Origin of the sequence: Sphingobium lactosutens (genome assembly GCF_013393185.1) — a bacterium.
GTDB classification, from domain to species: domain Bacteria; phylum Pseudomonadota; class Alphaproteobacteria; order Sphingomonadales; family Sphingomonadaceae; genus Sphingobium; species Sphingobium lactosutens_A.
In genome coordinates this window covers 70,166-96,438 of the sequence record NZ_QJQX01000036.1, presented here as the reverse complement: position 1 = coordinate 96,438, position 26,273 = coordinate 70,166, and the positions used below count along the sequence as shown (strand labels likewise).

Sequence of the window (26,273 nt, the reverse complement as noted above, 5' to 3'; positions counted from 1 at the left end):
GTGCCCGCGGTGCTATGATGGCCGCCAATCTTTTGCGGAGTTTTGGGCATGTTCGAAGATCTGATCGGCAAATTCGGTGGACTGGAAGCGATCGCGGCGCAAATCGGCGTATCGCCGGAACAGATGCAGGGGCTGATGAGCGAGATCAGCGCCAAGATCGGGTCGGGCGAAACCAGCGTGTCGGCGCTGGCCGAGACGGCGGCCGAGCATGGCGTGTCGGCCGACAAGTTGCAGGAACTGCTGGGCGCGTTCGGCGGGCCGGAAGCGATCCTGGGCAAGCTGGGCGGCTTTTTCGACAAGGATGGCGATGGCAATCCGCTGAACGAACTGGGCGGCATCGCCAAGGGTCTGTTCGGTTAAGCGATAAGGACGGGGCGCCCGTGAAGGGTGCCCTTTGTCCTCTGCAAGTTTTTTTGGCCTTGTCATCACGGTGCGAAAGGGCCATTCGCGGATTTATCATTTATTGCGAACGATCCGCAAAAAGCATCGCGCGCAGGCGATGCCGATGACATGCAAGGATAGACTGTTGACCGACGTGACGATCGAAAAGCCGGTTCTGGAACCCACCGGCGCGCTTTCCGTGGAAACCGTGCTGTCGGTGAAGCACTGGAACGAGCATCTGTTCAGCTTCCGCATCACGCGGCCGGCCAGCTTCCGCTTCCGGTCGGGCGAGTTCATCATGATCGGCCTGAAGGGCGACAATGGCAAGCCGCTGCTGCGCGCCTATTCGATCGCCAGCCCCGCCTGGGACGAGGAGATCGAGTTCCTGTCGATCAAGGTGCAGGACGGCCCGCTGACCAGCAAGCTCCAGAAGATCGAGCCGGGCGACCAGATTTACCTGGGCCGCAAGCCGACCGGCACGCTCGTCACCGACGCGCTGCTGCCGGGCAAGCGGCTGTTCATGCTGTCGACCGGCACGGGCCTTGCACCCTTCCTCAGCCTGCCGCGTGACCCGGACGTCTATGAATTTTACGAGCAGGTCGTCGTGGTCCACTCCGTGCGCCGGGTGAGCGATCTGGCCTTCCGCGACGAGATGGAAGGCAAGTGGTCGGAAGACCCGCTGGTGTCGGAACAGGCGCCCAACCAGTTCCATTATGTCCCGACCGTGACCCGCGAGCCGTTCGACGGCCACACCGCACGCATCGACAAGCTGGTCGAGAGCGGCGCGCTGTTCGAGGGGATTCCGGGTGCGGCGAAGTTCGATCCCGAAACCGACCGGATCATGATGTGCGGCAGCATGGAGATGATCAAGCAGTTCGGCGCCTATTTCGAGGAGCAGGGCTTCACCGAAGGCTCCAACGCGGCGCCGGGCCAGTTCGTGATCGAGCGCGCTTTCGTCGGCTGAAGGCTGACGCCGCGAGAATAGCGAAGGGCCGGGGGAGCGATCCTCCGGCCCTTTTCTTGTCCCGGCGAAGGCCGGGATCTCGAGAGGCTGCATTGTGCGCTATCGCCTGAGATCCCAGCCTGCGCTGGGATGACGTAATATGGCTACGCCCCCCGCCGCTCCGCGACCCAAGCGTCGACATTTTTCGCCAGCACGGTCATCGGCACGCCGCCGCCCTTGACCACGGCGTCGTTGAACAGGCGGAAGTCGAACTTGTCGCCCAGCGCCTTTTGCGCCGCCCCGCGCAGGCGGACGATTTCGCCATGGCCGACCTTGTAGCCGCAGGCCTGTCCCGGCCACGCACAGTAGCGATCCACTTCGCCCTGCACATCCTCGACCGTGGAGCCGTTGGTGGTGGCGAACCAGTGGATGGCGTGATCGCGGGTCCAGCGCTTGGCGTGGAGGCCGGTATCGACCACCAGGCGGCAGCAGCGATAAGCGATGGACTGGAGATAGCCCAGCCGCCCGGCGACGTCGCCGTCATAGGCGCCCAGCTCGTCGCCCAGCTGTTCGGCATAGAGTGCCCAGCCTTCGCTATAGGCGTTGAAGGCGAGGAGCGAGCGGATCAGCGGCAGCTTGTACGTATATTCGCCCTGCCAGATATGGCCCGGAATCCCCTCATGATAGCAAAGGGTCGGCAGGGCGTAGCGTGGCCAGATGCTGGTGTCGCGCAGGTTGATATAATAGTTGCCGGGGACCGACCCATCGACCGACCCCGCGCCGGCATAGGCGCCCGGTGCGCCCGCTTCGATCTCCACCGGCACGCGCTTCACGATCAGCTTGGCGGGGACAAGGGTCGCAAAGGCGCGGGGCAGGCGGGTACGGATGTCGGCGAGGCGGCCGTCGATGAAGGACAGGATCTGCTGGCGGCCATTATCGTCATTGGGGAAGAGGTAGCGTGGGTCTTTCCCCATGGCGGTCATGCGCTCGCCGACGGTGCCTTTGGTCAGTCCAAGGCTTTTCAGCAGCCGGTCCATTTCCGATTGCAGTGCGGCAAGCTGCTCCAGGCCGAGCTTGTGGACCTCCTCCGGCGTGCGGGGCGTGGTGGTGCCGGCCCGCAGCGCCCAGGCATAATAGGCTTCGCCCTGCGGCAGCTTCCATACGCCTGCGTCCATGGTCGCGGTTGTGCGCTGGCGCTGGAGTTCGGCGATCTGGCGGGCGAGGGCGGGGGCGACCTTGTCCTTCACGATGCCCTGAGCCTTCGCGGCATAGTCGCCGGGCATGTCTTTGGTCCGGCGCGCGATCGAGGCGACCGGCACCCACTGGTCGAGCGGCTGCCCCTGCACCGTCGTCATCTGTTTCAGCGTCTTGTCGAGCAGGAAGGCAGGGGCGACGACGCCGATCCCTGCATCATGCTTCAACCGCTCGGTCTCTCCGTCGAGATTGGCGGCATAGGCGCTGAGGCGGGCGAGATAGGCGTCGGCGTCGGCCGCATTGGCGATCGGGTGATTGCTGTCAAGGAAGTCGGGCGTCTCGACGAAGCTGCCGGTATTCTGCGCGACCGCATAGGGCGCGTTGCGATAGGACCAGTTGCTGTTCATCATCGCCATGTCGCCGAAGGGGAAGGCGAAGCCGTCCGCCGCCAGTTCATGGCTGGCCAGCACGACTTCCATGTCGGTGCGGGCGGCGGGGGAGAGTGGCTTCAGGTCGATGGCGCGGAGTTTGGCGAGGCGTGTCCGCACATGGGCCGCGATCTGCGCCTGCCCGGCGGGACTTTTGTCGCCGAGGCGGCTCTTGAGCGCGGCACGGGCGCCGGTGTCGATGCCAAGGCCGCTCGCGCTTTCGGGGGCGTCGACCAGCATCGCTTCGGCCATGTCGGACAGCATCGCTTCGGCGCGGGCGTCGGGCGTGTCGGTGGCGGCGAGGGCGCGGGCGGGTAGGGCGGAAAGGGCAAAGGCGGAGGAGCCGGCGACGAGGAAATCGCGGCGGGAGGTCGTCATGGGGAAGGGGTCTCCGGTAGAAATCTCGCGCTTAGAGCAGCCGATCCGATTGCATCGGATCGGCTGCTCTAGGCCTTTATTTTAACGCGTTTTCCGAGTCAGCAGGTGATTTCACCTGCTTAGAAAACGCTTTAACTTCGCATATTTCCCGCAGATTTCGACATGAAATTTCCTTCTCGCGAAAGATTATGACAAGGGTCAGGTTGGCGTGCAGCCAATGCAAAGCCTGTAAAGTTCACACCATTCTGGCCGACGCATTTGCGTGGGTACGGGCGGCAAATAGGGATTTCGCAATAGGAGAATTTTGCGAAATGGCGCGCCTTTCGGGAACGGAGCGCGCGTTGTGTGTACGGAATGAAGGGCAGGAATGTGGCATGGAACGACCATATCATGCGCTTGCATATGTAGGACAGCGGTGATGGCCGATTGCAGGCTTTGCCGGTTTGAAGAGGGCGTGTGGACAGCATGTCATGAGGCACACGGATGACAATATCTGCTCGTCGGATATTGCCGGGCTTCGCTGACTGGGGGAGCGGACTGGCGGGTTCCTCTCCTCTTAGCCGTCACCCCAGCGAAAGCTGGGGTCTCAGGCGAGGTCGCGCGACATAGCCTGAGATGCCAGCCTTCGCTGGCATGACAGACGTGAAATGTCCGAAAATGGCCGAACCCCGCTCCCTTCAACCTACATAATGTTCGATGAAGGTCTGCATGATGCGCGAGACCATTTCGCGGCGGACATGTCGATAGTCCGGTAGCCAGGCTTTTTCCGGGTGCGACAGCGTCACCATCTCATAGGAGGGGAAATAATCGATCAGCTCGTCTTCGTCCGCCAGCTTTTGCGCGACGGCGCGCAGTGTGGCCTTGGACAGGCAGTTGGCCTGGGCGACATCCTGGCCGGAAAAGGAAACGTTCAGCGGGACCGGGCTGACCGTGACGATGACCTTCAGGGCCGGGTTGAAATGGGTACGCAGGAACTGGATGAGATATCGGGCCGCCTGGAGATTTTCCTCATAGTCGGATATGCGGCATTCGAACCGGCTGAGATTGCTGGCCAGAACTTCGCTGGGCGTGAAGTTGAGGTAATTGCCAGTCTTGAGGTCATACCATGTTTCGACCAGGCCAAGGGTCACGATGAAGGCATCGGCCTGCGCGATCCGCTTGTGAATGTCGATTGAGGCGTTGCGGGCCGCCAGCAGGGCTTCCCGCGTGGGTTGCACGTCGTTGCCGGAATAGTCGATCCAGCCGATCGGCGTCTCCCACATCAACTCCTCGTCATAACCGCCGCCCTGGGCCAGGCGAAAATCATTGATGACGGAAAAGATATTGTAGCGATTGAACGATGTGGCATCGAGGCCGCTGTCGGGCGACCAGCTCAATACCGTCTTGCCCAGTTCATGGAGGGCATGTTCGATCTCGCGGGCGAAGCAGGAGCCGCTGGTGAACAGGGCCGGATTTTCGCCAAGCCGGAATTTCGGCGTGATGATGGGCGTGAATTCGCGAAAGACCCGCCCCCCCGCCATGGTTCCGATAATGCTTTCGTAACCGCACGCATCCGCTTCCGGGCCACCGACGGACCATTGGGCATATTCGCCGATATTGCGCATGTTGCGGACGGCTTGCCTGGCGGAAATATTACGCATCGACTTGTCTCTCCAAGAGCGGGCGTCATCGCCCGTGGATGGGATTATATGTGCGACCAGTCGGAGCGAATTTTCTTGTCTTTATCCGAGCAGGATATTCTTTTGACAATGATAATAGAGTGTTGCGGAAGAAGCTGTCCAATCTGTTCAAGACAAAGTCAAGCGCGTCAAGCAGAAGATCTACGACGATCCCGTGATGCAGCCGGGCCTACAGGCTCTCCACCAAGAGCACGCTGCCCTCGGCGCCGGTCACGCGGACCCGCTCGCCCGCCGATGCGTCCGCGCCGCGCGCGGTCCAGACGCTGTCGCCGACCCTGACCCGGCCTTCGCCGCCGCTGATCGGCTCCACCACGGTCACGGTCTGGCCGATCAGCCGCGCGGTGCGGTCGTTGAGCAGCGGGTCGGTGGAGGCGACCGGATGGTCGACATACCAGCGACGGCCGCCCCAGACCGCGATCAGGCTGAGCGCGGCGAAGAGGAGGAGCTGGAGCGGCAGGCCGATCGGCAGGGCGAGGGCGATCAGCCCCGTCAGCGCCGCCGCGATCGCGATCCAGATGAGGAAGACGCCGGGGATCATCACCTCGGCAATGCCCAGCAGGGCGGCGAAGACCAGCCACGCCCAATGATCGTGGAGGAGGGAGAGCCAGTGGGTCATGGGTGGAGCTTCCGCACGCGCATCGCCATCCGCCTCATCCCTGGCTCTGGCCGAACGGCCCGCGTCTCGGCGCGGCCGGTGGCGCGGGTGGCGTCAGCGCCTCGCCGCCCAGCGCTTCCTTCGCCAGCGCACCGATGCCGCCCAGCGTGCCGATGAGCTGGGTCGCCTCTACCGGGAAGAGGATGGTCTTGGCATTGGGCGAGGTGGCGAACTGGCTCACCGCGTCGGTATATTTCTGGGCGATGAAATAGTTGAGCGCCTGCGGATTGCCGGCCGCGATCGCATCCGACACCATTTGCGTCGCCTTGGCTTCCGCCTCCGCCTCGCGCTCGCGGGCCTCGGCATCGCGGAAGGCGGCTTCGCGGCGGCCCTCGGCTTCCAGTATCTGCGATTGCTTCTGGCCTTCGGCGCGCAGGATTTCCGCGCTTTTCAGACCCTCCGCCTCAAGGATGTTGGCCCGCTTCTCGCGCTCCGCTTTCATCTGTCTGCCCATGGCGTTGACGATGTCGGCGGGCGGGCGGATATCCTTCAGCTCGACGCGGGTGATCTTGATGCCCCAGGCGTTGGTGGCATGATCGACTACGGAGAGGAGGCGGGCGTTGATCTCGTCACGCTTGGACAGGGTCTCGTCCAGGTCCATCGACCCCATCACCGTGCGCAGGTTGGTGGTGGCGAGTTGCATGATCGCGACATAGAGTTCGGAGACTTCATAAGCCGCCTTGGCCGCGTCCAGCACCTGGAAGAAGACCACGCCGTCGACCGACACCATGGCATTGTCCTTGGTGATGATCTCCTGCCCCGGAATATCGACCACCTGCTCCATCATGTTGATCTTGCGGCCGACGCCGTAGAAGAAGGCGGGGTAGAAATTGAGGCCGGGCTTCGCCACCTCGGTAAAGCGGCCGAACCGTTCGATGGTATATTGATAACCCTGCCGCACGACCTTCACGCTGACGGCGAGGTAGAAGAGGACGAGGCCAGTGACGGTAAGCGCGAAGGTGGTCAGCATCTATATCTCTCCCCCGATCATGGGGTTGGATTATGCGCGCTAATCATTAACGGGGAAAGTCAAACCGCAAGGGAGAGTCGATCCATGTTGCTGCGCCCGATGTTGCTGAGGCACGCCCGTTCGCTGTTGTTCCTGCCCGCATCCAATGTGCGCGCCATCGCCAAGGCGCGGACGCTGCCGTGCGACATGGTGATCCTCGACCTGGAGGATGCGGTGGCGGACGACGCCAAGGCGGCGGCGCGGGCCGGCGCGGTGGAGGCGCTGGAGGAAGGGTTTGGCGGGCGGCTGAGCGCGGTGCGGATCAATGTCGAGGGCACGCCCTGGCACGGGGTCGAGATGATCGCGGTCAAGGCGTCGGGCGCGGATTATGTCGTGCTGCCCAAGGTCGAGCATCCCAAGCAGGTCAAGGATGTGTTCAGCGTCTGCCACAAGCCGGTGATCGCGATGATCGAGAGCGCCAAGGGCGTGCTGGCGGCGCCGGCGATCGCCGCGGGCGAGGGGTGCGCCGGCCTGTTCGTGGGCTGCAACGACCTGCGCAAGGATCTGGGCATTCCGCCTTCGGCCGGGCGGGCCGGGCTTTCCCATGTCCTGCAGGCGGTGGTGCTGGCAGCGCGGGCGGCTGGCGTCGCGGTGTTCGACGGCGTGTTCAACCGGCTGGACGACGAGACGGGGCTGGAAGCCGAATGCGCCGAGGGTCATGCGCTGGGCTTTGACGGCAAGACGCTGATCCATCCGAGCCAGGTGACGGTGGCGAACCAGGTGTTCGGCCCGGACGCGCAGGCGGTGGCGGACGCAAGGCGGCTGGTCGAGGCGGCAACCGGCGGCGCGGAACGCTTCGAGGGGCGGATGGTCGAGGCGATGCATGTCGAGGAAGCAAGGGCGCTGATCGCGCGCGCGGAAGCCGTGGGGGAATAGGCGGCTGCTGCGAGGCAAAATGGCAGCATGACCTGTATGTCGCCTGATGATGGGGACGAGCGGTTCCGTTACCATGTCGGCCGCTCCATATATGCTCCATATATGATGAAGGAAGGGGGCGGGATTTCCGCCCCTTTCGCCGTGGCAGGGGGAAGGGAGAGACGCGGATGATGCGGATATGGATGATCCCTGGCATATGGCTCGTCGGCATTGCCGGCAGCGCCTCTGCCGCGCCCTGCATCCCCGGCGGCTATGGCACGGGACCGGATGCGTTCGTGGTGATCGGGGCGACCGCGCCCACCCCGGCGGTTGGGCAGCGCTATCTCTTCCTCGACGGGCGCAGGGGCGGCACGGACGATCCGGGCGCGCCGGTTCGTTGTGTCGATGGGGTAGCGACCTACAGGGATGCCGATGGGCAGGTCCGGCGCTGGACGCGCATGGCGACGCGCGAGACGGACAGCAGCTTCGCGAGCGCGGCGACGCGGCTGACCGGGCAGTTGATCGAGCCGGCGGGGCCGGCCGACCCGAGGCGGCCGCTGGTGGTTCTGGTCCATGGATCGGAGCGGACCATGGCGGTGGCGGCGATCTATGGGCATATGCTGGCGGCGCAGGGCATTTCCGTCTTTGCCTACAGCAAGCGCGGCACCGGCGGGTCAGAGGGCGAATATACGCAGAATTTCGAGCTGCTGGCCGATGATGCGGCGGCGGCGCTGAACCATGCGCGGCGTCTGGCGGCGGGGCGGTTCGGACGCGCCGGCTTCTTTGGCGGGAGCCAGGGCGGATGGGTGGCGCCGCTGGCGGCGACGCGCACGCCCGTCGATTTCGTCGCGGTCGGTTTCGGGCTGGTCGTATCGCCGATCGAGGAGGATCGGGCGCAATTGCTGGACGAGGCGCGAGATGCGCAACTGAACGCCGGGGCGGTCGCGCAGGTCGAGCATTTGTCGCGCGTCACCGCGCAACTGATGCGGACGCATTTCGCGCAGGGGTTCGAGGAACTGGAGCAGGTCCGCCGCGCCATAGGGGACGCGCCATGGGCGAAGAGGATCAAGGGCGAATATAGCGGCGACATGCTGCGCATGCGCGACGAGGATCTGCGCCGCATCGGCCGCGCGCGTTTCGACAATCTGGAGATCATCTGGGATTATGATGCGGAGGCGGTGCTGCGGTCGCTGAAGGCGCCCCTGCTGTGGGTGCTGGCGCAGGATGATCGGGAGGCGCCGATCGATGCGACGCGTGTCGTTCTGGCAAGGCTGCGTGCCGAGGGGCGGCCGGTCGACGCCTATCTGTTCCCGCAGACCGACCATGGCATGGTCGAATATCGGACCAACGCCGACGGCAGCCGCACGGCGACGCGGATCACGGACGGCTATCTGAAGCTGCTGGGCGACTGGATCAAGGGGCGCGTCCGGGGGCGTTACGGCCAGGGGATGGTTCTTGGCGGCGCGCACTGAACCGGATCAGCGCTTTTCATATTTCCAGTTGCGCCCCTTGCCCTGCGCGATCCATTCGACCGCCTGGGCGATGCGCTTGTCGCGGGTGGCGTCGGTCTTCGCCTCGCCGATCCATTCGGCATAGTCGCGGACCTTGCCCGGCGGGAAGGCGGACCAGACGGCAGCGGCGGCCGGGTCGGCCTCGATCGCGGCGGTGAGGGCGGGGTGAACGGGGAGCGCCGCGCGCGGCTGGCGGCGGTCCATCCATTGCGGCTTCGCGCCGGCGTCGATCATCGCCGCGGCTTTTGCGAGCATGGCGCGCAGCTCGTCGTCGGAGGGAAGATCGGCGAGGCTGGTGATCCTGCCGAGATGGCCCATGCCGCCCTGCTGCACGCGGGCGGGGGTTTCATCCTCGCTATACCAGAAGCCGATCGCGGCATGGCCCTTGAACGCGGCCATCGAAGCGAGATTCTTGCCCTTGTAGACGAAGTGGGGAAAGCTCCACTTCATTGCTTCGGTGGCGTCCGGCCGGGCGGCGTGGACCAGCGCGCGAAAGTGGCTGAGGATCGGGCGGGCGAAGTCGGCCTGCGCGGCGATATAGGCGTCGACCTTCGCAGATTCGTCGGTCATCCCATTCCCCCTCATTCCGCTCCTATCGTTTGTGCCGGGCCGTCAGCAGATAATTGATTGCGGTGTTGCTCGACAGGGTGAAGCCGCGCGCGGGATCGAAGCTGAGGCCGATGCTGTCGGTGACTTCCAGGCCCGCCTGTTCCAGCAGGGCGGTCAGTTCTTCGGGCGTGATGAACTTGTGCCAGTCATGCGTGCCCTTGGGGATGCCGCCGACGCTTTCGCCGATGGTAATCATGGCGAGGCGGGAGAGGGGCGTGCGGTTGGGCGTCGACAGGATCATGAGGCCATCGGGCGCCAGCTTCGCCGCAAGGGCGGCGACGAAGGCGGCGGGATCGGCGACATGCTCGATCACCTCCATCGAGGTGACGAGGTCATAGCCGGTGTCGGCCATCTCCTCCACCGGGGTGGCGCGATAGTCGATCGCGAGATGCTGGCGCTGCGCATGGGCGGCGGCGGCGGCAATATTCTCCGGCGCGGCGTCGAGGCCGGTGACGGCGGCGCCGAGCCGCGCCAGCGGCTCCGTAAGCAAGCCCGCGCCGCAACCGACGTCGAGCGCGCGCTTGCCGTCGAGCGGGCGGAAGGCCTGTTCCCTGCCGGGCCAGTGCCGGTCGATCGCGCTGCGGATATAGCGCAGCCGCACCGGATTGAGCTTGTGCAGCATCGCGCTGGAGCCACGGGGATCCCACCACTCGGCCGCCATGGCGCCGAAATGGGCGGCTTCCTTCGGATCGATCGTTGCGGCTGTCTCGGTCATCATGCATGTTCTTCTAGCAGGCGCCGGGCGGGAGGCAAATGCGCCTATCCCGTTGAACGTAAAAGAAGGGGCTGTCAGGCGTTGGCAATGTGGAGAAGTGGAGCGGCGAAGCGTGCAGCAGGATTGCTTGCCATATCCGCCGCGGCTGCTAATAGGAGCGCCGTTTTGCCCCTTTGGGACATTTTGTTTCACAACTGGAGCAGCAATCGACCCGATTGCATCGGATCGGCCGCTCCATATTTTTTGGTTGGTCGCGTTTTCCGAGTCAGCAGGTGCCCACCTGCTTCGAAAGCGCTTTAGGGATAGGTTCGACAAGCAAATGGCGCGCATCGTGATGAAATTCGGCGGCACCTCGATGGCGGGGATGGAGCGAATTCGCAACGTGGCCGCGCGCGTCAAACATGTCGTCGAACAGGGGCATGAAGTGGCGGTCGTCGTGTCGGCCATGGCGGGCGAGACCGATCGTCTGGTCGGCTTCTGCAAGGAAGCCTCGCCGCTCTACGACCCGGCCGAATATGACGTCGTCGTGGCGTCGGGCGAACAGGTGACGAGCGGCCTCCTCGCCATGACGCTGAAGTCGATGGGCGTGGATGCGCGCAGCTGGCTCGGCTGGCAGATGCCGATCCGCACGACCGAGGCCCATGCCAAGGCGCGGGTCGAGAAGATCGACACCGGCGCGCTGCTGGCGGAAATGGCGTCGGGCCAGGTTGCGGTGATCCCCGGTTTCCAGGGCATGATGGCCGATGGCCGCGTGTCGACGCTGGGCCGGGGCGGTTCCGATACCTCGGCGGTCGCTGTAGCCGCAGCGGTCAAGGCCGATCGCTGCGACATCTACACCGACGTCGATGGCGTCTACACCACCGACCCGCGCATCGTGGCCCGCGCCCGCAAGCTGGACCTCGTCACCTATGAGGAAATGCTGGAGCTGGCCTCGGTCGGCGCCAAGGTGCTCCAGACCCGTTCGGTCGGCCTCGCCATGAAGGAAGGCGTCGTCGTGCAGGTGCTCTCTTCCTTCGATGATCCCACCCAGGACGACCTCCCCGGCACGCTGATCGTGAGCGACGAGGAACTGGAAGCAAAGCTCAAGGAAACGAAGATGGAACGTCAGCTCATCACCGGCATCGCCCATGACAAGAATGAGGCGAAGATCATCGTCACCCGCGTGCCCGACAAGCCGGGCGCGGTCGCCAGCATCTTCGGCCCGCTGGCCGACGCGGCGATCAACGTCGACATGATCATCCAGAATGACAGCAAGGAGAAGGAAGAGACCGACGTCACCTTCACCGTGCCGCGCGCGGACCTGGCCCGCAGCGTCGACCTGTTGGAAGCGCACAAGGACAAGATCGGTTTCCGCCGCATCATCACCGATGCCGAAGTCGCCAAGATCAGCGTCGTGGGCGTGGGCATGCGCAGCCATGCCGGCGTCGCCGCCACCATGTTCAAGACGCTGGCCGACCGCGGCATCAATATCGAGGCGATCTCCACCAGCGAGATAAAGGTTTCGGTGCTGATCGACGAAGACGAGACCGAACTGGCGGTGCGCGTGCTGCATACCGCTTACGGTCTGGATGCCCCGGCGGCTTGACAGAAATACTCCCCTCCCTTCTAGGGAGGGGCAGGGGGTGGGTGCGATTGCGTCAGCAATCGCTGCCTGCCCTGGCGGATGGGGACGAGGCTCGCTTCGCTCGCCACCCACCCCAACCCCTCCCTTGAAAGGGAGGGGCTTTTTTATTTTGTAGGAACTGGACATGACCACCGCCAAACTCGCTTCCCTGATGGCTCGCGGCACCGAATTTCTCGGCTGCGAGACCGCGATCCTGTGCGGGGCGATGAGCTGGGTCAGCGAGCGGCATCTGGTGTCGGCCATTTCCAATGCGGGCGGCTTCGGCGTGATCGCGTGCGGCGCGATGACGCCTGAATTGCTGGATGCGGAGATCGTGGCGACCAAGGCGCTGACCGACAAGCCGTTCGGCGTGAACCTGATCACCATGCACCCGCTGCTGTTCGACCTGATCGACGTCTGCGCCCGCCATGAAATCAGTCATGTCGTGCTGGCGGGCGGCCTGCCGCCCAAGGGCAGCATCGAGGCCATCAAGCAGAAGGGCGCGAAGCTGATCTGCTTCGCCCCGGCGCTGGCGCTGGCCAAGAAGCTGGTGCGGTCGGGGGTCGATGCGCTGGTGGTCGAAGGCATGGAAGCGGGCGGCCATATCGGCCCGGTCGCGACCAGCGTGCTGGCGCAGGAAATCCTGCCCGAAATGGCAGGTCAGGTTCCCGTCTTCGTCGCCGGCGGCATTGGCCGGGGCGAGGCGATCGCCGCCTATCTGGAAATGGGCGCGGCCGGCGTGCAGCTTGGCACCCGCTTCGCCTGCGCGAGCGAGAGCATCGCCCATCCCGCTTTCAAGAAGGCCTTCTTCCGCGCGTCGGCGCGCGACGCAATCGCCAGCGTGCAGATCGATCCGCGCCTGCCGGTCATTCCCGTCCGCGCGCTCAAAAATGCCGGGACCGAAGCCTTTACGGCGAAGCAGCGCGAAGTCGCCAACCTGCTGGACAGCGGTACGGTCGACATGGGCGAGGCCCAGCTTCAGATCGAACATTATTGGGCCGGCGCGCTGCGCAAGGCGGTTATCGACGGCGATGTCGAGGGGGGGTCGCTGATGGCGGGCCAGTCGGTCGGCATGGTGACGAAGGAGGAGCCGGTCGCCGACATCATCGCCCAGTTGATGGACGAAGCGGCCAATGCGCTGGAACGGCGCGCCGCCTGAAGGGTTGCGGTGAACGGAGCATAAGGCATAGGTTCCCCCGACCCTTTTTGCGCGGCATGACCGGGCATAGCGATTTTCGGAGAGTTTGATGTCCGCAACGCGCCGTTTCTATGGGCGAATTTCCCTCGTGTCGCTGGCGGTGCTGGCGGCCTGTTCGACGCCGAAGCCGCCACCGCCGCCGCCCGCTCCGCCGCCGGTGGTGCCGACCATCCGCCCGATGCCGCCCAGCAATGCGGCCGAGGGGATGAGCCTGCCGACCAAGGACGAGGAAGGCGACTATCTGACGCCCAACCGCAAGGTGACGTCGAACACGGCGCTGTGGCATGTGCGCATGGCGCTCAATGTCGCGGCGCTCAATTGCGAGAAATATGGCGCCACCGCGCGCAACCAGTATAACCAGATACTGACGGTGCATAGGGCGGTGCTGACCGACGCCAATGCCGCGGTCGATCGCAATTACAAGGTCGCCTATGGTCGGGCCGGCGTGGGATCGCGCGAGCAACTCAACACCATCGTCTATAATTTCTTCGCCCTGCCGCCGGTCATCAAGAGCTTCTGTCCGGTGGCAACCACGGTCGGGGCGAAGATCCTGGCGATGCCGTCGGGCGCCTTGCTGGCCAACGCACCTGCATTGCTGAAGGAGCTGGAAAAGCCCTATCAGGAATTTTACGCGGCTTATGCGGACTATCTGCGCCGCCTGGCCGAATGGCAGTCGCGCTTCGGCGGGACGGTGACGGTCGTGGTGTCGCCGACGCCGCTGCCGCCGCCGCCGGTTCCGCCGGGAGAGGCGCCGCCGCCCGGCGGATGGTCGCCCAGCTATAGCAGCGCGCTGGAAAAGGCCGCGCCGGTGCCGACCGATGCGTCGCCGGCCGCGCCTGCGGCGTCCGTGACGCCGGGACTGTCCGGCCCGCCGGCGGTGACGCGGACCCGGCCGGTCCAGCCAGCCGCGCCGACGCCTGCGGGGCCGACCTTGCCGGTGCAACCCTTGCCGGCTCCGGTGGAATAAAACGAAAGCGTGGTCAGTCGCGCGCGTCGAACCGGACGCGCGCGGCTTCCACTGTTTCCAGATTGCGCTCGGCCCAGACCCAGACGCCGCAGAAGGCGGCGCTGAGGCTGTTGCCGAGCGGGGTCAGCGCATAGTCGACGCGCGGCGGCACGACCGGATGGACGGTGCGGGTCAACAGCCCGTCGCGCTCCATCTGGCGCAGCGTCTGGGTCAGCATCTTCTGGCTGATGCCCTCCACCTGCCGGCCGATCTCGGTGAAGCGCAGCGTGCCCTTCTCCTCCAGCAGTTCCAGCACCAGCAACGTCCATTTGTCGGCGATGCGCCCGATCAGATCGTTCACGAGTCGCTCGACCCGCGGGTCGAGATCGGCGGGCGGGTCCGTCGCCAGATAGTGGTCGGCCTGCGCGATATCGTCGGCGTGGAAGCGATTTTCGAGCGGATTTGCCATTTCTTACCTTTGGGTGACTACGGCACTTCGCGGTGCCTACTTTCCAAAAGAGAGTGTAGGCGTAAATTGGGGCAGAAGCCAGATCGCGCCGCGTCGAATCTGACGCAGGTCGCGCGATCTGGTTCTTGTTGTCGCATCGTCTGGCGGAAAACCGGTTCCCACTTTTCCGCACGATGCTTTGTCGAAAGGAGCTGACCCATGCAAAGTTCAGGCAATAGCATCCTCATCACCGGCGGCGGTTCGGGCATCGGCGCGGCGCTGGCGCATGAATTTCACGCGGCCGGCAATCAGGTCATCATCGCCGGGCGTCGTCAGGCGGCGCTGGACGCTGTCGTGGCCGAGCATCCCGGTATGGCGGCGATGACGCTCGACATGGAAGACCCGGCGGAGATCCAGGATTTCGCGGAAAAGCTGGTGGCGGAGTTCCCGGCGCTCAACGCCGTGCTGCTCAACGCGGGCATCATGGTGGCGGAGGAGAAGGTCGACCTCGCCACCGCCGAAGCGACGATCGCGACCAACCTGCTTGGCCCGATCCGGTTGGCCCATGCGCTGCTGCCGCATCTGGAGGCGCAACCGGCCGCGACCATCCTGACCGTGTCGTCAGGCCTTGCCTTCGTGCCGCTGGCGGCGACGCCGACCTATTGCGCGACCAAGGCGGCGATCCACAGCTGGTCCATATCCATGCGTGAGCAGCTGAAGGCGACCAGCGTGGAACTGGTCGAGATCGTGCCGCCGGGGGTGCAGACCGACCTGATGCCCGGCCATGCCGACAATGCGCAGATGATGCCGCTCGCGGACTTCATCAACGAGACGATGGGCCTGTTGCGGCAGCAGCCGACCCCGGCGGAAATCCATGTCGAGCGCGTGAAATTCCTGAGCGAAGCCACGAAGCGCGGCGAGTTCGCACAGGTGTTCGGGATATTGAACGGCGCGCATTGACGATTGGCAGGCGCTGTCGGTTTCTCGACTTCGCTCGAAACGAACGGAGGTCGGTATTGCAAGAGCTAAGGGGGAGGGCTATCTGACCTCCAGCAAGCGAGGCCACGTCCTCCTCCGCATCTGCGGGTATAAGTCCGGGACGGCCCGGCTCTCTCGGGACCGCTCGACATTCAATCCATGCGGGCCTGCAAAACGCGCTGTTCTGCGCGTCGGTGCTCACGGACTTGTGGTCCGCTGCGCTCCGATGCTCGAACATCACGTTTTTCGGCTCCCCCTGGCCTGAATGTCGAACGATCCCGGTATCAGGAGAGCCGTCATGGCCTGGGTTTCGCTGTTTTTTGCCGGTCTGCTGGAAATCGTCTGGGCTTTTGCGATGAAGCAGTCGGAAGGCTTCACGCGGCTGGTCCCCAGCCTCATCACCCTGGGTGCGATGGTCGCCAGTTTCGGGCTGCTGTCGCTGGCGATGCGCAGCCTGCCGCTGGGGACGGCCTATATGATTTGGACGGGGATCGGCGCGCTGGGCGCGTTCGCGGTCGGTGTCGCTTTCCTTGGCGAGGCGATCAGTCCGGCGCGGCTGGTCGCGGCCGGGCTGATCCTTGCCGGGCTGGTACTCATGAAATTGACGGCTGCGCATTGACCATGTCGGGCGCCTTCGGGGGCAGGGGGAAGAGGGTGGCGAAGCGGTCCGCCAGCGCCCTGTCCCCCTCGATCGTCAACGTCTCCGCCATGTCCGCATAGCGCGCGCCGCCATAGAGGACGGCGACCAGTGCATTCTGGTCGCCGGTAATGATCGTGTCCGCGCCGGCCGCTTCGCCCCGGTCGATCAGGAAATCGCCATCTTTGAGCGTCGCGCGAAATTCCTCCTCGCCGAAACGGAAGCCGAGCGTGGCGTCGAGGTCGCCGATGCGGCTGCGGTCGATCATGGTGCGCATCGACAGGATGACCGACACCTGGCTCATCGGCTTGCCCGGCTCCATCGTGGGCGATCGGCAGGCCCAGCGGCCCAGTACCTGAAAGAGGATTTCCGATTCGCGGCCCCAGTCGGTCAGTTCGTAGATCTGGCTGGCGGCGGGCGGCGGCAGGCGGCGTCGAACCAGGATGCTGGACGCCTCCAGTTCCTCCAGCCTTTGCGTCAGCACATTGGCGCTGATTCCGGGCAGGCCGGCGCGCAGGTCGGTGAAGCGCTTGGGGCCGAGCATCAGTTCGCGCATGATCGGCATCGCCCAGCGATCCCCGATGATATCCAGCGCATGGGCGACGGCGCACCCGTCCTGATAGGCTCTTTTTCGACTCTGCTGACTCATTGGTTATCTTTTCTAACTTAACTGTTGCATAAGATAATATATGAGTTCACAAAGTGCAAGTCGGTGAGTCGCCTGGAGGAGAGAGGGCGCGGCCGAACCATAAGATCCTGAGGAGAAGTGCGATGTCGAACGAACCCGCTCCGAAGATGATTTTCGTCAACCTGCCCGTCAGCGACTTGCCTGCGGCCATCGCCTTTTATGAAGCGGTCGGCGGCGTGCGGAACGATGATTTCGCCGATGACAGCACGCAGATGATACGCTTTTCGGACGTGATCCATGTGATGCTGCTGACCCATGAGCGGTTCCGGAGCTTCACCCCGCGTAAGATTCCCGATGCCCATGAAACCGCACAGGTGCTGCTGTGTTTGAGTGAGACGAGCCGCGATGCGGTCGACGATGTGGTCGGCCGGGCGCTGGCGTCGGGCGGCACCGAACCCAATCCGAAACAGGATCATGGCTTCATGTATGGCCGCAATTTCGCGGATCTTGATGGCCATATCTGGGAAGTGATGTGGATGGACATGGAAGCCGCAATGGCCGGCGGTCAGGCGGCCGAAGCCTGAACGGATAAAATAGGAGAGAGACGATGGCCTATATGGACGGTTTCGTGATCCCGGTGCCCAAGGGCAACAAGGAACGCTACAGGGAGGTCGCCGCCTTTGCTGCGCCGATCTTCATCGAATATGGCGCGCTGCGCGTCGTGGAATGCTGGGGCAACGACATCAAGGTCGGCAAGGTCAACGACTTCCGCACCGCCGTGATCGCGGAGGAGGATGAGGAGGTCGTCTTTTCCTGGATCGAATGGCCCGACAAGGAAACCCGCGACGCCGGCGCCGAGAAGGTGATGAAGGATGAGCGCATGCAGCCCAAGGAGGGCGAGGACATGCCCTTTTCCGGCGCGCGGCTGATCTATGGCGGGTTCGAGGTGCTGCTCGACGCCAAGGCCTAGGATTGCTGAAATCCGACTGTTCGGGAGAAAGACGATGACCGATTTTTCCGGCAAATTCTTCTGGTATGAACTGATGACCAGCGATCCCAAGGCGGCGCTGGCTTTCTATGGCGATGTCGTCGGATGGACCAGCGCGCCCTTTGGCGGCGAGCGGACCGATGATCCCTATAATGTCGTGTCCGGCAGCGCCGGTCCGCTGGGCGGCGTGATGTCGATTCCGGCCGAGGCGAAGGATTGCGGCATGACCCCCTGGTGGGGCGGCTATGTCGGGTCGAACGATGTCGACGCCGATGCCGAGCGGCTCACCGCGGCGGGCGGCAGCGTGAAGCGGCCGCCGGAGGATATTCCCGGCGTCGGGCGCTTTGCTGTCATGGCCGATCCGGGCGGCGCGATCTTCATGCTGCTTAAAGGCTCCAGCCCCGACGGGATGGAGGCGCCGACCGGCATGCCGATGGGGCATGTCAGCTGGCATGAACTCTATGCCGGGGATTTCGAGAAGGATCTGGCTTTCTACACCGGGCAGTTCGGCTGGACCAAGGGCGACGCCATGGATATGGGCGAGATGGGCAGCTACCAGCTCGTGTCGCAGACCGGTGCGACCGTATTCGATGGGATGACCGGCGGCATCATGCCGCATCCCGAACAGATGCCGATGCCTGCCTGGCTCTTCTACTTCACCGTCGGCGATATCGATGCGGCGGTCGAGCGGGTGAAGGCCGGCGGCGGCACGGTGCTGCAAGGGCCGATGGAAGTGCCCGGCGGCGCGTGGATCATCCAGGCGACCGACCCGCAGGGCGCGATGTTCGCGCTGGTCGGCAGCAAGGGAGCAGCGTGATGAGCAAGATATCTCCCTGCCTCTGGTTCGACGGCAATGGTCTGGAGGCGGCGAATTTCTATGTCTCCGTCTTTGGCGGTACCATTGATCATGTCAGCTATTATCCGGAGGAAAATCCATCGCCTTCGCCCTTGGCGGGCGGGAGCGTGCTGCTGGTCGAGTTCACCCTGTTCGGACAGGGCTATCAGGCGCTGAACGGCGGTCCCCAGTTCACGTTCGACGAGGCGATATCGCTGTCGGTGGCGTGCGAGGATCAGGCGGAACTGGACCGCTATTTCGACGCGCTGACCGCCGACGGCGGCAAGGACGGGCCGTGCGGCTGGGTGACGGACAAATATGGTCTGTCCTGGCAACTGGTGACGCGGCAGATCATGGCCAATTACCAGACCGACGACAATGCCGGCATCGCCCGGATGATGCAGGCGATGATGACGATGCGGAAACTGGACACCGCCGCGATGCAGGCGGCTTTCGAGGGAAAGAGCGCATGAGCAGCGCCGAATATGAGCTGACCGTGACCTGCCATGTCGCCGCTCCGCGGGAGATATGCTGGAAGGTGTGGACGGACCTGAAGGACGAATGGTTCTGCCCCAAACCATGGCGCGCCGAGGTGATCGAGGAGGATTTGCGTCCCGGCGGGCGTAGCGCGGTGCAGATGTTCGGTCCCGATGGCGAGGAGACCGGGCCGATGGAGGGCGTATTTCTGGAGGTGTTGCCCGGCCAACTGGTGGTGACGACCGACGCCTATGCGTCGGGCTGGATTCCGCAGACGCCCTTCATGACCGCGATCTGGAGCTTCGCGGACGAGGGCGAGGGCACGCGCTTCACCGCCACCGCGCGCCATTGGGACGCCGAGGCCAAGGCGCGGCATGAGGAAATGGGCTTCCATCCCGGCTGGGACCAGATGGCCGAGCAGTTCAGGGCGTTAGCCGAGACGTCTGCGGCGAGTGCTTAGCTGGCGCCGCCCGCACTCCGTTCGTGCTGAGTAAGGGCTGAGCTTGTCGAAGCCCTATATCGAAGCATTGATCCTTCGATACGCCATTTCGACTTCGCTCAATGGCTACTCAGGACGAACGGCTATAAATCGGTAGGCTATTTCCCCTCCGCCACTTCGACCGCGTAGATGGCGGGCTTGCCTTCGATATTGCTGCGATAGACGAGCCATTTGCCGTCGGGGGTGAAATGCTGGTTGGGTTCGAGCGTGTAGTCATGCTTCGACAGGTCGGCGAGGCGCTCGGTGTCGAGCGTGCCGGTCGCGATCAGCCGGTCGCCGTCCAGCGTGGTGCGGGCGCGCGGGCTATCGTCGGGGCGGGGGTGGAAGAGGCTGATATATTTGCCGTCATTGCCGCCGTCGCCGGAGAATGTCCGGCCGTCGGGCGATGAACTGAAATGATAGCTGCCCTGATCGGGACGCAGCGCATACCAGCGGCGCGCGCCGCTCACCACATCATGGCCCGCCAGCCAGCGCCCGCCCTGCGGCTGGATCAGGTCGTACCAGATGGTGCGGCCGTCGGGCGCCCAATATTCGTGACCGGCAATCTCGCCCTGGAAGCTGCGCTGGTGGACCTTCGTCTTCGCGCTGCCGTCGGTGCGGATGGTCCAGATGCGGTCGACCTGCTGCCATGGCCCTTCATGGCAATACATGAGCAGGGTCGGATCGGTCGGTGAGAACTGGACATGGTTGAGCCAGTCCTTCGAGCGGGTGATGCTGCGCCGCTGCCCGGTGCGGATGTCGATGCTGAAGATTTCCATCGGCACGCCGGCGGCGAGGCGGGCGTCCATCCATTGCGCCTTGGCCTCCGCGAAGGAGAGGGGGCGGCCGTCCGGGCCGGTGCCGCTATAGCCGGGCGATCCGGTTTTGGGATCGCGCTTGCCCTGCGCGGCGATGGCGGGCGGGGGCGGTTCCAGTTCGTAATGACCCGCGAGCAGGCTGTCGTCGGCGTTGATCGCCTCGATCCGGCCGCCGGGCAGGTCGGCGATGCGGCGGCGCTTGCCGGTGTCCAGATCGACCGACCAGACCACGGACGGCCCTTCATTCTCGGTGCCGCCGGTCGGGTTGGTGGTGTAATAGGCAATGGGCGCGCGGTTGCCGACGAAGAGCAGCCGGTCGACCTTTTCCTTCAGCACCAGCCGCGTGGTCCAGCTGCCGACGTTGGCGACGCGGATGCCCTCCGGCGTCAGATAGACCATACGCCTTCCGTCGGGGGTGAAGGGATTGTAATTGAAATAGAGGCCGTAATTGCCGGGGCGGTCATCGACCCGGACGATGCGATGGCCGGTGGTCGCGTCGGTCCATTCACGGGCAGGCTTGCCTGACGTCGCGGCGGCGAGCAGGAGCGGCGCGAACAGCCCCAGCCCTATGAACCTGCTTCGCATATTCCGCCCCTCTCACCTTGTGGATCTAAAATCCATATATCGGAATATTCTGACATTCCAATGGGCTTTGCAGGATGGGCCCGTGCCGCGAGTCGGGCGGGGAAATGCGACGAGCCGAGCTGTATCAAGTCGATAAGGCAGCGAAACAATATTTTATATGGCCTGTATTTCGCATAGTTAACATTCCAAAAATATTATATCTTTGTCATATTCGTTCGTTTTTGCTAGTCCGACCGCCCATGGTGGTGGGTCGCCCGCCATGGACTTTCGACCGCGAGCGGGCCGACTAGACGCCGCAGACTGCGCCAGCCCTCACGCAACCGGCCGATCATCCTCAGGCGGGAGATCGAACATGAAATGGATCACATTCGCGCTCATGTCGTCCGTGCTGGCCATGGTGCCCTATAGCGGAGCGGCAGGGAAAGGGCAGGATACAGAGATCAGCGTGACGGCCCAGCATCGGGCGCTGACCGACTGGACCGCGCGCACCGGCCAGATGTTGTCGCAGAAGCTGCAATATCCGACCTTCCTCGGCGATGTGCGGGAGGGTGTCGTGGCGGTCAAGTTCAGGTGCAGCGACACTGGCGTGCCGACCGATGTTGCGCTGCTGAAATCGTCCGGCTCCGTGCAACTGGATCGGGCGGCGATGCGCGGCGTGTCGAAGATCAAGACGCTGCATCCGCTGCCATCAGGACTGGCGCCGTCGCAGAAATATGTCGCGACCGTGCTCTTCGCCAGGAGCGAGGACAGCTATGTCCGGCAGATCCGCAAGCTGGAAAGCGATCAGCGGGACGGCAACAAATGGTTCGACGGTGGGAACCGGACGCTGGCGATCAACCTGCTGGACGACAATGACAGGATCGTCGCCCTGAATTGAGAGCCGCACTGAAAGCCGCCTTCACGCGGCGATAAAAAGGCGTCCGGCGGGACCGGACGCCTTTTTTCTTGCCGGTCAATCGGCCTTGTTCCAGGCGGCGACCTTCGCCTTCGTATCGGCCAGCATCGCGTCGAGCGCGGCGCGGTCATAGGCTTTGCCGCGCATCACCACCGTGGCGATGGCGCGGGTGGCCTCGATATCCTGCAAGGGATTGCGGTCAAGCAGGACGAGGTCGGCGGCCTTCCCCGCTTCGACGCTGCCATAGCGGTTCAACTGGCCGAACCAGGCCGGGCCGGCGCGGGTGGCGGCGGACAGCGCCTGCGCGGGGGAAAGGCCCTGCTTCACGAACAGCGAGAGTTCGTCGTGCAGTCCGATGCCCGGATAGTTGAAGCTGTTGAGGAAGCCCGCATCGGTGCCGGCGATGATCGTCACCCCGGCCTTCTGCAACAAGGGCAATATGGCGGCCATCCGCTCAAAATGTTCGTGGCGCGCGGTGATGGCGGCGGCGTCGGCCTGGGCGGCGCGCTGGATGCGCCAGTCATAGGTCTTGCGCAGCTTCGGGCCGATATAGGCGAGATAGGGATCATTGGCGTGATCGTCGCGGTCGAGATAGCTGATGATGCGGCTGCCGTTGAGCGTCGGCGTGACGAACACATTCTTTGCGACGAAATTGCGATAGGCGGCCATGGCGATGTCGCTATCGAAACCCGCGTCGAGGCGGCGATTGGCCTCCGCCCGGTCGATGCGGCCGGCGGCGAAATCAGCGGCGATGGCGGCCTCATCCTTCACGCCCGCTTTGTAGGCATAGTCGAGATGCTCGATCGAACTGATGCCCGCATCGACCGCCTGCCCGACGGTCAGCGCCATCGGGATATGACCCGAACTGCGCAGGCCGTGCGCCTTTGCCTGCGACACGGCATAGAGGAACAGTTCGGGCTTCAACGTGCTGTCGGTGATCTTCACGAAGTCGACATGGTCGCGCTGTTGCAGGCGGGTGATGGCGGCATCGACATCGGCCTTGCTGCCGACCTCGATCGTGCCTTTCCACACCGGGGCGATCCCCTCGATCTTCGCGCCGGAGGACAGGAGGCGCGGACCGAACAGGCTGCCGCTGGCGATTTCGCTGCGCCATGTCAGCACGGTTTCGGGCAGGTCGCCCGAACAGTCGCGGATCGTGGTGATGCCATGGGCGACATAGAGGGGGAGGAGCGCCTTGTTTTCCTCGATCAGGTCCGGGCCGCCGCCGAAATGGACGTGCATGTCCCAGAGCGCGGGGATGAGGAAGCGGCCCTTGCCTTCGATCGATCCGCTGGTGCGCCAGGCCCTGGCGATCGCCTGGTCCGGGCCGACCGCGACGATATCCGCGCCGCGCCAGACCACGGCCTGATCGGCATTGGCGCGACCATGTTCGACGTCGATGACGGAGACGTGGCGGATCATCATGTCGCCCTGCTGCGGCGCGGCGAGTGTGGGGGACGAGAGCAGCGCCATGAAAGGCAAGGTAGTGGCCAGCAGTCTCTTCATCGTCGATCCGCGCTCCAGGGAGGAAAGACGCGATTTTAAAGGATGTGCGATCATGCGCAAATTAGATGTTGGAATGGACATCATTCATATCGATAATGATCACCATGTTCGATCCCCGCCTGCTGCGCAGCTTCGTCGCCATCGCCGACAGCGGCAATTTCACACGCGCGGCCGAGCGGCTGAACATGACCCAGTCGACCATCAGCCAGCAACTGGGCCGACTGGAGGAGATGGCGGGCCATGCGCTGGTCGACCGGTCGGCGCGGCCGGTATGCCTGACCGCGATGGGTGAGCGGCTGATCGGCCATGCCCGGCGGATATTGCTGCTCAATGAGGATGCGGCGCTGCTGCTGCGCGACCCGGCGGGAACGGCGGCGATCTCGATCGGGCTGCCGGAGGATCTGGCGACGGGCGCGATGGCGCAGGCTTTTGCCGGCTTCGCGCGGACGCACCGGCATATCCGGCTGGACGCGACGACCGGGCTGAGCCGCGATCTGGCGCAACGTTATCGGCAGGGCGAGTTCGATATCGTCATCGTCAAGGAAGCGGTGGCGGGGCCGGATTGCCGCGCGACCTTCGCCGAGCCGCTGGGCTGGTTCGAAGCGGCGGGCGGCCGGATGATGGAGGCCGTGGCGGCGGATGCGCTGCCGCTGGTCTGCTTCCCGGCGGGCGGCCTCTATCGCGACCAGATGTTCGCGCAACTGGAGCGGGAGGGGCGACGCTGGTTCGTCTCCTTTTCAGGAAGCAGCCTGCAAAGCGTGGCGGCGGCGGTCGCGGCGGGGGTGGGCGTGTCGCTGCTGCCGCTGGCGGGGGTGGATGGCGCAGCGGTGACACGACGGTCCGATCTGGGCGCGGTCGAGCCGATGCGGGTGTCGCTCTATGCGCGGGAGGGCGATGGGCCGCTCGCCGCGCTGGGGCGGGAGATGGTCGCGGTGCTGGCGGCGCGGGCGGGCGGGCCGTCGATCACTATCGTTGAAAAAGCGAAATAAATTGCGCATCCCGCACGCATGAGCAGATTATTTCCCATCGCCCGCATCATGATGCCGATGACCATCATGCTGGCCACGCCCGCCGCCGCGCAGGAGGCGCCCGACTTTTTCGGCGCCGCCCTGTGCCAGCCGCCCTATTCGACAGGGAGCGCGACGGCGCTCTACGAAGCGGCCGAGACGATCGCCAAGGCGGACACGTCCACCCTTGGCGCGGCCATTTATCCGCTGCCCAAGCCGATCGAGCGGGACGGCTTCGTGGCGAAGGCGGTGCTGTTCGCCGGCATGTCGGTCGGGGTGTTGCTGGAGGGCGAGGTCGCGGCGGAAGCGGCGAAGCGCTACGGTCTCAGCGCGGAAAAGAGCCATCTGCTCGGTGCGTCCAGCCTCGGCTTTGCGCGGCAGCTGGATGATGCGGAGCAGGGCATGCAGGAGATGGGGCTGATCTCGATCGTCGCGCGGCAGGGGCCGGCGATGGCGGGGCGGACGCTGCTGGCCTGCGAATTCGTGTCGCATGAAGACCGGCAGGCGCTGGAAAGCCTGGAGGATGACGCGCCCTGACGCGAAAAGGGCGCCCGGTTGTCCGGACGCCCTTCCTGCTGGGGAATGAAACCCTTGCCTACGCCTTGTAGACCCTGTCCACGGCGGCGCGGAACTTGGCCATGTCTTCGGCCGATCCCACGGTCACGCGCGAGACGGTAGGCCAGATCGGCCAGTTGCGGCCGATCTGCACCTTTTCCGGCGTGGCGAGCAGTGCGACCTGCATGTCCTTGGCCGGCTTCTTCCAGTTGACCATGAACATGTTCGCCTGGCTGCCCGACTGGACTTCAAGCCCCTTCTTGGTCAGCCATGCGATGGTTTCCTCGCGGTTGGCGATCATTTCCTCGCGACGCGCCTTGATGAGCGCGGCTTCGGTATAGACCGCGTTGCCGCAGGCCATGGCCGTGATCGACAGGCCGCCGGCGGTCGGGTTGAACAGGTTGACCCGCTTCTGGATTTCCGGGTCGGCGAAGGTGAGGCCGAGGCGCACGCCCGCCATGCCGAACAGCTTCGAGAAGGTCCGCATGACGATCAGGTCCTTGCGACCCGACACCAGCTTCGCTGCGCTCGGCGCTTCGGAGAAGTGGATATAGGCTTCGTCGACCAGCAGGATGCTGTCGGCTGGCTTGTTCGCCAGCAGCCATTCGATGTCGGCCAGCGGCGTGACGGTGCCGGTCGGATTGTTGGGTGAGCAGATATAATAGAGGCCGGCGTTCGGATTGGCGGCCAGCATCGCCTTCACGTCATGGCCCTTGCCGATCGCCTGCGGCGCCTTGGCGATGGGCGCCTTCAGATAGTCGGCGGTGCGCCAGGCGGATTCGAAGGTCGGGTCAGCCGTGACCAGCCCCTTGGTCGGCGAACAGAAGGCCGCGACGGTGCTGACCAGCGGGCCGCCCGAGCCGGGCCACAGCATCACATGGCTTTCGGGAATGCCCTCCACCTTGGCGACGGTGGCGACCAGATCGCCCTTGTAATTGTCGGGATCATACCAGTTGCCGAGCGATGCGGCCTTGGCGGCGGCGTCGACGCCCGACGGGAAGGGGCCGGTCCAGCATTCGTTCGAGCCGATGCGCACCGCGCCGGCGACACCGCGCGCGGCCTGCTGCTGCGCCATGGCGGTGCCGCTCAGAAGCGAGCTGGCGGCGACGCCCGCGCCCAGCAGCGCGGCGACCTCGCCCAGTTGGCGGCGTGAATAGCCGCGTTCGATGAGATCTTCCTTGGCATCCTTGTTCAGCATCATGGTCATGTCGTCCGTCCCCGTTCCTGCAAACATGTCGGTCATGGGGAAAGACGAAGCGGCGACACATTTCCGCAATGTGCCGCCATGGATTTTGGGAATTTTCCTGCGGAAAATTAAGCGGCACCGGCCCACT

Annotated in this window: 28 protein-coding genes; 17 read left to right on the top strand and 11 right to left on the bottom strand. The window is 64.5% G+C overall.

What is annotated here, in order from left to right:
- The first annotated feature begins 48 nt into the window (after nucleotides 1-48).
- A complete protein-coding gene (locus tag DM806_RS06880; RefSeq protein WP_179042483.1) occupies nucleotides 49-360 on the top strand; it encodes a hypothetical protein in 312 nt (103 codons plus the stop codon).
- A gap of 166 nt (nucleotides 361-526) precedes the next feature.
- On the top strand, nucleotides 527-1,345 hold the full coding sequence (locus tag DM806_RS06875) for a ferredoxin--NADP reductase (protein WP_179042482.1): 819 nt from the start codon (nucleotides 527-529) through the stop codon (nucleotides 1,343-1,345).
- A 143-nt stretch (nucleotides 1,346-1,488) separates the two neighbouring features.
- On the opposite strand, the gene DM806_RS06870 is transcribed toward DM806_RS06875, so the two are convergent.
- The 4 genes from DM806_RS06870 to DM806_RS06855 all read right to left on the bottom strand — a co-directional run bounded on the left by DM806_RS06870 (nucleotide 1,489) and on the right by DM806_RS06855 (nucleotide 6,628).
- On the bottom strand, nucleotides 1,489-3,324 hold the full coding sequence (locus tag DM806_RS06870) for a DUF885 domain-containing protein (RefSeq protein ID WP_179042481.1): 1,836 nt from the start codon (nucleotides 3,322-3,324) through the stop codon (nucleotides 1,489-1,491).
- A gap of 677 nt (nucleotides 3,325-4,001) precedes the next feature.
- Nucleotides 4,002-4,964 (bottom strand): GSCFA domain-containing protein, encoded by a 963-nt coding sequence (locus DM806_RS06865; protein WP_179042480.1) that lies wholly within the window; start codon nucleotides 4,962-4,964, stop codon nucleotides 4,002-4,004.
- Between the two features lie 208 nt (nucleotides 4,965-5,172).
- Nucleotides 5,173-5,619, bottom strand: a complete 447-nt coding sequence (locus tag DM806_RS06860; RefSeq protein WP_179042479.1) for an NfeD family protein — start codon at nucleotides 5,617-5,619, stop codon at nucleotides 5,173-5,175.
- Nucleotides 5,620-5,653: 34 nt separating this feature from the next.
- Complete coding sequence (locus tag DM806_RS06855; RefSeq protein ID WP_179042478.1) at nucleotides 5,654-6,628, bottom strand: SPFH domain-containing protein; 975 nt, start codon at nucleotides 6,626-6,628, stop codon at nucleotides 5,654-5,656.
- A 99-nt stretch (nucleotides 6,629-6,727) separates the two neighbouring features.
- Here DM806_RS06855 and DM806_RS06850 point away from each other — a divergent pair, with 99 nt between their 5' ends.
- Together DM806_RS06850 and DM806_RS06845 are read left to right on the top strand one after the other, a co-directional pair.
- Nucleotides 6,728-7,543, top strand: coding sequence for an HpcH/HpaI aldolase/citrate lyase family protein (locus DM806_RS06850; RefSeq protein WP_179042609.1), 816 nt, complete (start codon nucleotides 6,728-6,730; stop codon nucleotides 7,541-7,543).
- 182 nt (nucleotides 7,544-7,725) lie between these two features.
- Nucleotides 7,726-8,994, top strand: coding sequence for an alpha/beta hydrolase family protein (locus tag DM806_RS06845; protein ID WP_256869148.1), 1,269 nt, complete (start codon nucleotides 7,726-7,728; stop codon nucleotides 8,992-8,994).
- A 6-nt stretch (nucleotides 8,995-9,000) separates the two neighbouring features.
- On the opposite strand, the gene DM806_RS06840 is transcribed toward DM806_RS06845, so the two are convergent.
- On the bottom strand, nucleotides 9,001-9,603 hold the full coding sequence (locus tag DM806_RS06840; RefSeq protein ID WP_179042476.1) for a YdeI/OmpD-associated family protein: 603 nt from the start codon (nucleotides 9,601-9,603) through the stop codon (nucleotides 9,001-9,003).
- A 22-nt stretch (nucleotides 9,604-9,625) separates the two neighbouring features.
- Complete coding sequence (gene ubiG, locus DM806_RS06835) at nucleotides 9,626-10,360, bottom strand: bifunctional 2-polyprenyl-6-hydroxyphenol methylase/3-demethylubiquinol 3-O-methyltransferase UbiG (protein ID WP_179042475.1); 735 nt, start codon at nucleotides 10,358-10,360, stop codon at nucleotides 9,626-9,628.
- 316 nt (nucleotides 10,361-10,676) lie between these two features.
- Between ubiG and DM806_RS06830 the strand changes: the two genes are divergently transcribed.
- The 3 genes from DM806_RS06830 to DM806_RS06820 all read left to right on the top strand — a co-directional run bounded on the left by DM806_RS06830 (nucleotide 10,677) and on the right by DM806_RS06820 (nucleotide 14,125).
- Nucleotides 10,677-11,942, top strand: coding sequence for an aspartate kinase (locus tag DM806_RS06830; protein ID WP_179042474.1), 1,266 nt, complete (start codon nucleotides 10,677-10,679; stop codon nucleotides 11,940-11,942).
- A 163-nt stretch (nucleotides 11,943-12,105) separates the two neighbouring features.
- Nucleotides 12,106-13,119 carry an NAD(P)H-dependent flavin oxidoreductase gene (locus DM806_RS06825; protein WP_179042473.1) on the top strand — a complete coding sequence of 338 codons (1,014 nt, stop codon included), beginning with the start codon at nucleotides 12,106-12,108 and terminating at the stop codon, nucleotides 13,117-13,119.
- 88 nt (nucleotides 13,120-13,207) lie between these two features.
- Nucleotides 13,208-14,125, top strand: a complete 918-nt coding sequence (locus tag DM806_RS06820; protein ID WP_256869147.1) for a hypothetical protein — start codon at nucleotides 13,208-13,210, stop codon at nucleotides 14,123-14,125.
- 13 nt (nucleotides 14,126-14,138) lie between these two features.
- Here the strand turns inward: DM806_RS06820 and DM806_RS06815 are convergent, their stop codons facing one another.
- Entirely contained in the window at nucleotides 14,139-14,573 is a 435-nt protein-coding gene (locus tag DM806_RS06815; protein ID WP_179042472.1) for a winged helix-turn-helix transcriptional regulator, read from the bottom strand.
- A gap of 198 nt (nucleotides 14,574-14,771) precedes the next feature.
- On the opposite strand from DM806_RS06815, the gene DM806_RS06810 reads away from it, so the two are divergent.
- Together DM806_RS06810 and DM806_RS06805 are read left to right on the top strand one after the other, a co-directional pair.
- A complete protein-coding gene (locus tag DM806_RS06810; protein ID WP_179042471.1) occupies nucleotides 14,772-15,512 on the top strand; it encodes an SDR family oxidoreductase in 741 nt (246 codons plus the stop codon).
- A gap of 316 nt (nucleotides 15,513-15,828) precedes the next feature.
- Complete coding sequence (locus DM806_RS06805; protein ID WP_179042470.1) at nucleotides 15,829-16,149, top strand: DMT family transporter; 321 nt, start codon at nucleotides 15,829-15,831, stop codon at nucleotides 16,147-16,149.
- Here the strand turns inward: DM806_RS06805 and DM806_RS06800 are convergent.
- Nucleotides 16,124-16,816 carry a winged helix-turn-helix transcriptional regulator gene (locus tag DM806_RS06800; RefSeq protein ID WP_179042469.1) on the bottom strand — a complete coding sequence of 231 codons (693 nt, stop codon included), beginning with the start codon at nucleotides 16,814-16,816 and terminating at the stop codon, nucleotides 16,124-16,126. The two genes, DM806_RS06805 and DM806_RS06800, sit on opposite strands and share 26 nt — an antisense overlap.
- Nucleotides 16,817-16,938: 122 nt before the next feature.
- On the opposite strand from DM806_RS06800, the gene DM806_RS06795 reads away from it, so the two are divergent.
- Genes DM806_RS06795 through DM806_RS06775 form a run of 5 tightly spaced genes read left to right on the top strand, consistent with a single transcriptional unit; the run spans nucleotide 16,939 to nucleotide 19,555 of the window.
- Entirely contained in the window at nucleotides 16,939-17,379 is a 441-nt protein-coding gene (locus DM806_RS06795) for a VOC family protein (protein ID WP_179042468.1), read from the top strand.
- Between the two features lie 23 nt (nucleotides 17,380-17,402).
- A complete protein-coding gene (locus DM806_RS06790; RefSeq protein WP_179042467.1) occupies nucleotides 17,403-17,765 on the top strand; it encodes a DUF1428 domain-containing protein in 363 nt (120 codons plus the stop codon).
- A 34-nt stretch (nucleotides 17,766-17,799) separates the two neighbouring features.
- Nucleotides 17,800-18,600: a VOC family protein gene (locus tag DM806_RS06785; protein WP_179042466.1), complete on the top strand. Its 801-nt coding sequence runs from the start codon at nucleotides 17,800-17,802 to the stop codon at nucleotides 18,598-18,600.
- Entirely contained in the window at nucleotides 18,600-19,091 is a 492-nt protein-coding gene (locus DM806_RS06780) for a VOC family protein (protein ID WP_179042465.1), read from the top strand. The genes DM806_RS06785 and DM806_RS06780 overlap by 1 nt, the downstream gene beginning before the upstream one ends.
- Nucleotides 19,088-19,555 (top strand): SRPBCC domain-containing protein, encoded by a 468-nt coding sequence (locus DM806_RS06775; RefSeq protein ID WP_179042464.1) that lies wholly within the window; start codon nucleotides 19,088-19,090, stop codon nucleotides 19,553-19,555. The genes DM806_RS06780 and DM806_RS06775 overlap by 4 nt, the downstream gene beginning before the upstream one ends.
- Nucleotides 19,556-19,692: 137 nt before the next feature.
- Here DM806_RS06775 and DM806_RS06770 read toward each other — a convergent pair whose 3' ends face one another.
- On the bottom strand, nucleotides 19,693-20,976 hold the full coding sequence (locus DM806_RS06770) for an oligogalacturonate lyase family protein (RefSeq protein ID WP_179042463.1): 1,284 nt from the start codon (nucleotides 20,974-20,976) through the stop codon (nucleotides 19,693-19,695).
- A gap of 352 nt (nucleotides 20,977-21,328) precedes the next feature.
- Here DM806_RS06770 and DM806_RS06765 point away from each other — a divergent pair, with 352 nt between their 5' ends.
- A complete protein-coding gene (locus tag DM806_RS06765) occupies nucleotides 21,329-21,853 on the top strand; it encodes an energy transducer TonB family protein (RefSeq protein ID WP_179042462.1) in 525 nt (174 codons plus the stop codon).
- Between the two features lie 75 nt (nucleotides 21,854-21,928).
- Here DM806_RS06765 and DM806_RS06760 read toward each other — a convergent pair whose 3' ends face one another.
- Nucleotides 21,929-23,377 carry an amidohydrolase family protein gene (locus tag DM806_RS06760; RefSeq protein ID WP_179042461.1) on the bottom strand — a complete coding sequence of 483 codons (1,449 nt, stop codon included), beginning with the start codon at nucleotides 23,375-23,377 and terminating at the stop codon, nucleotides 21,929-21,931.
- A gap of 104 nt (nucleotides 23,378-23,481) precedes the next feature.
- On the opposite strand from DM806_RS06760, the gene DM806_RS06755 reads away from it, so the two are divergent.
- Nucleotides 23,482-24,366, top strand: a complete 885-nt coding sequence (locus DM806_RS06755) for a LysR family transcriptional regulator (RefSeq protein WP_179042460.1) — start codon at nucleotides 23,482-23,484, stop codon at nucleotides 24,364-24,366.
- Between the two features lie 18 nt (nucleotides 24,367-24,384).
- A complete protein-coding gene (locus tag DM806_RS06750; protein ID WP_179042459.1) occupies nucleotides 24,385-24,921 on the top strand; it encodes a hypothetical protein in 537 nt (178 codons plus the stop codon).
- A 58-nt stretch (nucleotides 24,922-24,979) separates the two neighbouring features.
- Here DM806_RS06750 and DM806_RS06745 read toward each other — a convergent pair whose 3' ends face one another.
- The gene (locus DM806_RS06745) at nucleotides 24,980-26,146 is read right to left on the bottom strand and encodes a pyridoxal phosphate-dependent aminotransferase (protein WP_179042458.1); all 1,167 of its coding nucleotides are present in this window, start codon (nucleotides 26,144-26,146) and stop codon (nucleotides 24,980-24,982) included.
- Nucleotides 26,147-26,273: the final 127 nt, after the last annotated feature.